We start from the raw sequence: 6,859 nt of genomic DNA, 5'->3' as shown, positions 1-6,859 counted from the left end.
CGCGCGCCGCCGACGCGGCGCCGGTTGCGGCCGCAACCACCCCGGCCGCCGCCTGCACCGCCAGCCGGCCGCTGCCGGCCTTCAACCGCTGGCAGGAAAACTGGGGCGTGCTCGCCGATCCGTGCGTGCCGCGCCGGCCGTTCGACGCGCTCAAATACATCCCGCTCGGCAGCGATCCGGCCTGGTATCTGTCGCTCGGCGCGAACCTGCGCGAGCGCTTCGAGCTGAACAACACGCCGCTGTTCGGCCTCGGCAGCGCGAAGGCGGACAGCTGGCTGATCCAGCGCGCCCAGGTGCACGCCGATGCGCGTTTCGGCCCGCATGTGCAGGCGTTCGTGCAGTTCGAGGACGCGCGCGTCTGGGGCAAGAACGCCGTTTCGCCGGTCGACAAGAATCCGCTCGATCTCGAACAGGCGTTCGTCGCCTACGTCGGGCAGCTCGGCGCGGGCACGTTCAAGGCGCGCGTCGGGCGGCAGGAGATGGCGTTCGACCTGCAGCGCTTCATCGCCACGCGCGACGGCCCGAACGTGCGGCAGGCGTTCGACGCGGTGTGGGCCGATTACGAGCTGGGCAAGTGGCGCTATATCGGCTACGTGACGCGCCCGGTGCAGTATCGCGACGTGAACACGTTCGACGATGTCTCGAATCGCCACCTGCGCTTCAGCGGCGTGCGCATCGAGCGCACCGGCTTCGGCCCCGGCGATCTGTCGGCGTACTGGTCGCGCTACGAGCGCGACGGCGCGAGCTTCGGCGACGCGAAGGGCAACGAGCGGCGCGACGTGTTCGACGCGCGCTACGCGGGCAAGAGCGCGCCGTTCGATTGGGACATCGAAGCGATGGGCCAGACCGGCCGGGTGGGCGCGAGCACGGTGGGCGCCTGGGCGTTCGGCGCGCTGGGCGGCTATACGCTGGCCGCGCTGCCGGGCACGCCGCGCATCGGCCTGCAGGTGGACGGCGCCTCGGGCGACCGTCACCCCGGCGACGGCCATCTCGGCACGTTCAACCCGCTGTTTCCGAACGGCTATTACTTCACGCTGGCCGGCTATGCGGGCTACAGCAACCTGATCCACGTGAAGCCGTCGCTGACGTTCAAGCTCACGCCGAAGCTGACGCTGCTGACCGCGCTCGGCTTCCAGTGGCGCGCCACCACGGCGGATTCGGTGTACGGGCAGGGCATGGCCGCCGTGCCGGGCACGGCCGGCCACGGCGATCTGTGGACGGGGATGTACGCGCAGGTGCGCGCCGATTGGCTGGTGGCCGACAACGTCGCGCTCGCCGTCGAGGGCGTGCATTTCGTGGTGGGCGATTCGCTGCGCGCGATGGGCGCGCGCAATGCCGATTATCTCGGCGTGGAAGCGAAATTCGGCTGGTGAGCCGACGAAAAAACGGCGGGAGGCACGGTGTGCCGTCCCGTCGTTTTTACCGTCGACCATGCCGGGCGTTCGCTCAGGTCTGCAGATAAACGACCTGCGTGTGCGTGTATTCGTACACGCCGTGCTTGCCGTCCGCGCCGCCGATGCCGCTCTTGCGCACGCCGGCGTGGAAACCCTGCATCGCCTCGAAATTCTCGCGGTTCACGTAGGTCTCGCCGAACGACAGCCCGCGGATCGCGTGCATCGCCTTGTTCAGGTTGGTCGTGTAGACCGACGAGGTCAGGCCGTATTCGCAGTCGTTGGCGAGCGCGATGGCCTGATCGAGATCGTCGACGATCTGGATCGGCAGCACCGGCCCGAAGATTTCCTCGCGCATGATCGCCATGTCCTCGCGGCAGCCGGCGATCACGGTGGGTTCGTAGTGGAAGCCGCGGCCCAGGTCGGCCAGCTTGCCGCCCGTCACCACCGTGCCGCCTTGCTCCACAGCCTTGGCCACCTTGGCCGCCACCTTGTCCAGGCCGCCCTGATTGATCAGCGGGCCCATCTCCACCGAGGCGTCCGCGCCCGGATCGCCGTACTTCGTCACGCGCATCGCCTCGCTGATCTTCTCGATGAACGCGTCGGCCACCTTGCGCTCGACATAGACGCGCTCGGCGCAGTTGCAGACCTGCCCGGTGTTGATCACGCGCGAATTGCGGATCGCCTTCACGGCCAGCTCGAGATCGGCGTCGGCCAGCACGATGGCCGGGGCCTTGCCGCCCAGCTCCAGGTTCAGCTTCGTGAGGTTCGGCGCGGCGGCGGCCATGATGCGCTGGCCGGTGGCGACGCTGCCGGTGAAGCTGATCATGTCCACGCCGGCATGCGCGCTGAGCTTGCCGCCCACGTCGCCCTTGCCGCTGACCACGTTGAACACGCCCTTCGGCAGCGCGGTTTTCGCCACCAGCTTGGCGAACTCGAAGCAGTTGTTCGGGGTTTCCTCGCTGGGCTTGATGACGATGGTGTTGCCCGTGATCAGCGCCGGGGCCATCTTGCGGGCGATCAGGAAGAACGGGAAATTCCACGGCAGGATGCCGGCCACCACGCCCATCGGCTTGCGGAACAGCAGCATGGTTTCGTTGGCGCGGTCGCTCGGGATGATCTCGCCTTCGATGCGGCGCGCCCATTCGGCCATGTAATCGAGGTAGTCGGCCGTGAAGTTGACCTCGACCTCGGCCAGCCCGCGGATCTTGCCGCCTTCGCTGACGATCGTGTCGGCCAGCCGCGCCACGTCGGCGCGCAGCAGGCCGGCGATCTCGTTCAGGAAGCGGGCGCGCTCGATGGCCGGGCGTGCGCCCCAGGCCGGCTGCGCGCGCCGCGCCGCCTCGATCGCGCGGCCGAGGTCGGCCTCGCTCGCCACGGGCGCGTGCGAGAGCACCGCGCCGGTGGCCGGGTTGCGGACTTCGAAATGCTCGGTGGAACTGACGAATTCGCCGTCGATGTAGTGCTGGTGCTGCGTCGGGGTGCTGGACATGGTCGTCTCCTGGCTGGAATCGGGAAATGTCGTTGCGTCGCCGGCGGCTTGGGCATCGCGCCGGGCGGGGAAATCGGGGAAACCGGGGGAATCAGTAGGCGCCGTTCGTGCCGGGGCTCGCGGCTCCGCGCTTCGGGCGGAAGCGGGCCAGCGCGGCGTCGAGCGCGTCGCGCAGCGCCACGATGTCGATCGCCACGGCCACGAAGCTTGCGCCCCATTCCAGGTAGCGGCGCGCCGCGTCCTCGGCCGGCGCGAGGATGCCGGCGGCCTTGCCGGCGCGGCGCGACACGTCGATGATGTGGCGGATCGCCTGCTGCACGGTGTCGTGCCCCGCGTCGTCGGGGTGGCCGAGCGCGCACGACAGGTCGGCCGGGCCGATGAACAGGCCGTGCACGCCGTCGGTGGCGGCGATCGCCTCGACGTTCTCCAGCCCCGCGCGCGATTCGATCTGTACGGTCAGGCACAGTGCATCCTCGGCGCGCGCCAGGTAATCGCCGACATTGCCCCAGCGCGTCGCACGCGTCAGCGCGCCGCCGATGCCGCGAAAGCCGCCCGGCGGGTAGCGCATCGCGCGCACCAGCGCGGCGGCCTGCTCGGCCGTCTCCACCATCGGCACCATCAGCGTGGTCGCGCCGATGTCGAGCAACTGCTTGATGCGCGCCGGATCGTGATCGACGGTGCGCACCACCGGCCGCGTCGGGTAGGCGGCCAGCACCTGCAACTGACGAAGAATCGTGTCGACCGAATTCGGCGCGTGCTCGCCGTCCACCAGCATCCAGTCGTAGCCGGTCTGCGCGATGATTTCGGTGGTGTAGCTGCTGGCGAAGCTGTTCCAGGTGCCGAGTTGCGGCGTGTGGGCGGCGAGTGCGTGTTTGAACGGATTGTCGAGCGGGGGCAACGATGGCATGCGGTGTCTCCGGGAATCGATGAGGGCTGCGAAAGGCGCCGGGCGGCGCGGCACGGCGCTACGATCCTACGCCGTACTGAGGATTCGTGGCGTGGCGCGCGCGGAATTTCCGGGCGCGGCAGCCCGGGGGACGGCGGGCGAGGCGGGCGGATTCACGCGGCAAACGCACGCCCAGCAAGCCGCGCGCCTGCCGGGCGGGTGCGGCATGCCATTTTCAGGGCGGGCTGGCTGCGATAAGCTCGCGGTCGAACGGACAACCGGCCTCGGGCCACGCATTCATGAACGACGAAGCCTCGATCGAAGCGATTGCCGAACGCATCCAGCGCTACCTATGCGAACGCCCGGCCTCGGCCGATACGACCGAGGGCGTGCATCAATGGTGGCTCGGCGGCGAGGCGTTCGATGCGACGCTGGACGCGACGCAGGCTGCGTTGGCGCTGCTTGCGCGGCGCGGCGTGCTGGACGCGGTGAAATTGGGTCATCGCACGGTGTGGCGGCTTGCCCGGCCCGGCGTGGCGGCCTGACGTACCTGACGCATCGGTAGCCGCGCTCAGGCCTTGTCGTGCGGCCTTGCGATGCCGAGCATCGCGAAGAAATCGAGTTGCCCGTTCATCTGCACGAACACTTTGTCGTAGAGCGCGGGCGTGGGCAGCGCGCTCCACTCGACGGCCGTGCGCACCAGATACGGTGCAGGGCTGTGCGGCTCGATGCGCATCAGGAATTCGGCGATCTCGGCGAGGCGGGCGTAGGCGTCGGTGCGGGCGCGCTGCAGGTCGGCGGCGAGGTCGGCGTTCGCGAGCGCGGCCGTTTCCGGCATTGCCGGCATTGCCGGCGCGGCCACCGTTGCTGGCGCAACGTTTTCCGCCGCCGTCTCCGTCTCCGTTTTCATCCCGCCCGGTTCGCGCTCGCGCAACGCCGCGCCCAGCCACACGTGGATCTGTTCGAGCAGCGCGTACAAGCGGCCGAGCGGGGGCTTGGCTTGCCCGAGGTGCGCCGCCAGCGCCTCGCGCAACGCGCCGAGCGCGGCCAGCCCGTCGCCCAGCACCGCATGCCGCGCGGCGAGCGATTCGGTGGACGCCGCGCCCAGCGTGAACTGCAACTCGGGCAGGCTGGTTGCGCTGGTGTCGGCGGCATGGCGGCCGGCCCGGTAAGCCTGGTCGTCGCGCACCGCCCGATCCCAATCGGCCCAACTGAACGCGGGCCGCCCCTCGCATTCCACCAGCGTGACCAGCCGCAGCGTGGCGAGGCTTTTTTCGTCCATCAGGCGCAGCAGCGCCTCACGCTGCTCGAAATCGTCGTCGGCATCGTTGGGCAGCATCGTGTCCCAGAAGCGCGCGCAGGTTTCGCGCAGCAGCACGAGCGGCGGCGCCACGCCGTCGAAGCCGTGCTGATGGAGCTGCGCCTCGAACAGCCAGGTCAGCAATTGCAGATCCTTGCTCTGATGCGCCAACATGCTGGCGGCCAGCATGCCGGCCTTCATCCAGTCGGCCCGCTTGTGTTGCGGCACGACCCATACGCCGGCAGGCAACGACAAGTCGTCCTGCATGCGCGCCTGACGCAGCGCCGCGTAGTAGCGCGTCTCGCGCATCGAGCGGCCGCTCGGGGCGCTGGCGTCGATCGGCGCCAGCAGCGTGTCGAGATCGAGCCGGTAGTGTTCGGTGAAATAGCGGTCGGCGCGGGCGTAAGGCGAATCGGTCATCGGTCGTTCCGTGGTGGCGATGGGGGACGATAGGGAAGGCAACGCAGGATCGCGTCGATGCTACGCCAGTTCGGTGGCGCGGCGTTAGCGCCGCGCCTGCCCCCCGCGTTCAGGTCCACAGAAAGACCGCGCAGCCCGCCGTGACGAAGCCCGTGCCGAGCGTGAACACGCGCCAGCGCAGCGGCGTGGACAGGCAACGCCGCAGGCTGCGCCCGGCCAGCGCCCACGCGCCGTTCGCGACGAGGCAGAGCGGCGCCGCCGTCAGCAGCGCGGCGGCCGGCAGCCACGGGTTCGCCTGCGTGGCCGACAGCGCCAGCGAGGCCAGCGCCACCGTGCCGGTGATCGCCTTCGGGTTGGTGAACTGAAACAGCGTGGCGGGCAGGTAGCGCATCGGTTGCGCGTCGCCGCCGGGGCCGTCGCCGAGGCGCGCGTGCGCCATGCGCCAGCCGATCCGTACCAGCCACACCGTGCCGACCAGCTTCAGCAGCAGCACGCTGCGCGGCCACGCGGCGATCACCGGCTCGAGCAGCACGATGCCGAGCGTGCTCAGCAGCAGCGTGCCGGTCAGGATCCCGAACAGTTGCGGCAGCGTGCGGCGCAGGCCGAAGCGTGCGCCCGACACCATCAGCATCATGTTGTTCGGCCCGGGCGTGGCCCACATCGAGAAGGCCACGACGACGAAGGGCAGGAGCGGGGCGAGGCTGGGCGGCATGGCAGCGGTCCATCGAAAGGAAGCTATGAGATGGATTGCAGTCTAGGGATGATAAAAACTTTGCAATAGCGAGGATTTCTCGCAGAATGCCGTGAGGAAAATTCACACTCCAACGTCGAACCCGATCCGATGCGCCGCCTGCCTCCGCTCAATGCCCTGCGCGTGTTCGACGCCGCCGCCCGGCGCGCCAGCTTTTCCGGCGCGGCCGAGGAACTGTGCGTCACGCACGGCGCCGTCAGCCACCAGATCCGCCAACTGGAGGACTGGTTCGGCAAGCCGCTGTTCGTGCGCCATGCGTCCGGCGTGCGTCTGACGGCGGCCGGGCTGGCGCTGCACGACGCCGCCGATCGCGCGCTGGCGCTGCTGGAGAGCCGCTGCGCCGAGATCGCCGGGCCGGGCGAGGCGGCCGAGATCGTGGTGGGCGCGCCGGGCAGCCTGCTCGCCAACTGGGTGATCCCGCGCCTGGAGCGCTTCGAGGCCGCGCATCCCGAGCTTCGCGTGCGGTTGCAGACGAGCGCGGCGCTGGCCGACCTGGAGGCGCAGGTGGTCGATGCGCTGATCGTCAGCGGGCGCGCGTGGCCGCGCCAGATCGAGGCCGTCGCGCTGTTCGAGGAGCGGATCGGGCCGGTATGCGCGCCCGGCTGGCCGCACCCGATCG

At 69.8% G+C, this 6,859-nt stretch carries 7 protein-coding genes; 3 read left to right on the top strand and 4 right to left on the bottom strand.

Going from position 1 to position 6,859, the window contains the following annotated elements; all coding sequences use genetic code 11:
• Positions 1 to 1,373, top strand: a 1,373-nt coding sequence (locus G3N92_RS28995) for an alginate export family protein (protein WP_206131012.1), incomplete at its 5' end; no start/stop codon positions are given.
• Between the two features lie 73 nt (positions 1,374 to 1,446).
• Here G3N92_RS28995 and aldA read toward each other — a convergent pair.
• Both aldA and G3N92_RS28985 read right to left on the bottom strand, forming a co-directional pair.
• Positions 1,447 to 2,883, bottom strand: coding sequence for an aldehyde dehydrogenase (aldA, locus tag G3N92_RS28990; RefSeq protein WP_206131011.1), 1,437 nt, complete (start codon positions 2,881 to 2,883; stop codon positions 1,447 to 1,449).
• Positions 2,884 to 2,974: 91 nt separating this feature from the next.
• On the bottom strand, positions 2,975 to 3,790 hold the full coding sequence (locus G3N92_RS28985; protein WP_206131010.1) for an HpcH/HpaI aldolase/citrate lyase family protein: 816 nt from the start codon (positions 3,788 to 3,790) through the stop codon (positions 2,975 to 2,977).
• A 278-nt stretch (positions 3,791 to 4,068) separates the two neighbouring features.
• Here G3N92_RS28985 and G3N92_RS28980 point away from each other — a divergent pair, with 278 nt between their 5' ends.
• Entirely contained in the window at positions 4,069 to 4,314 is a 246-nt protein-coding gene (locus G3N92_RS28980) for a hypothetical protein (protein ID WP_206131009.1), read from the top strand.
• A 26-nt stretch (positions 4,315 to 4,340) separates the two neighbouring features.
• On the opposite strand, the gene tssA is transcribed toward G3N92_RS28980, so the two are convergent.
• Both tssA and G3N92_RS28970 read right to left on the bottom strand, forming a co-directional pair.
• The gene (gene tssA / locus G3N92_RS28975; protein WP_206131008.1) at positions 4,341 to 5,489 is read right to left on the bottom strand and encodes a type VI secretion system protein TssA; all 1,149 of its coding nucleotides are present in this window, start codon (positions 5,487 to 5,489) and stop codon (positions 4,341 to 4,343) included.
• A 109-nt stretch (positions 5,490 to 5,598) separates the two neighbouring features.
• Entirely contained in the window at positions 5,599 to 6,201 is a 603-nt protein-coding gene (locus tag G3N92_RS28970) for a LysE family transporter (RefSeq protein ID WP_206131007.1), read from the bottom strand.
• A gap of 129 nt (positions 6,202 to 6,330) precedes the next feature.
• On the opposite strand from G3N92_RS28970, the gene G3N92_RS28965 reads away from it, so the two are divergent.
• Positions 6,331 to 6,859 (top strand): LysR family transcriptional regulator (locus G3N92_RS28965; RefSeq protein WP_206131006.1); only part of this gene is annotated, 529 nt, incomplete at its 3' end.

This window comes from Burkholderia sp. Ac-20379 (genome assembly GCF_017104645.1).
Taxonomy (GTDB): Bacteria; Pseudomonadota; Gammaproteobacteria; order Burkholderiales; family Burkholderiaceae; genus Burkholderia.
Note: the sequence above shows the minus strand (reverse complement) of the source record. Positions and strands in the feature narration are given on the sequence as shown.

Coding starts and splice junctions, on each gene's coding strand:
- G3N92_RS28985 (WP_206131010.1), bottom strand. CDS start 3,790: ATGCCATCGTTGCCCCCGCTCGACAATCCGTTCAAACACGCACTCGCC.
- G3N92_RS28970 (WP_206131007.1), bottom strand. CDS start 6,201: ATGCCGCCCAGCCTCGCCCCGCTCCTGCCCTTCGTCGTCGTGGCCTTC.
- G3N92_RS28980 (WP_206131009.1), top strand. CDS start 4,069: ATGAACGACGAAGCCTCGATCGAAGCGATTGCCGAACGCATCCAGCGC.
- aldA (WP_206131011.1), bottom strand. CDS start 2,883: ATGTCCAGCACCCCGACGCAGCACCAGCACTACATCGACGGCGAATTC.
- tssA (WP_206131008.1), bottom strand. CDS start 5,489: ATGACCGATTCGCCTTACGCCCGCGCCGACCGCTATTTCACCGAACAC.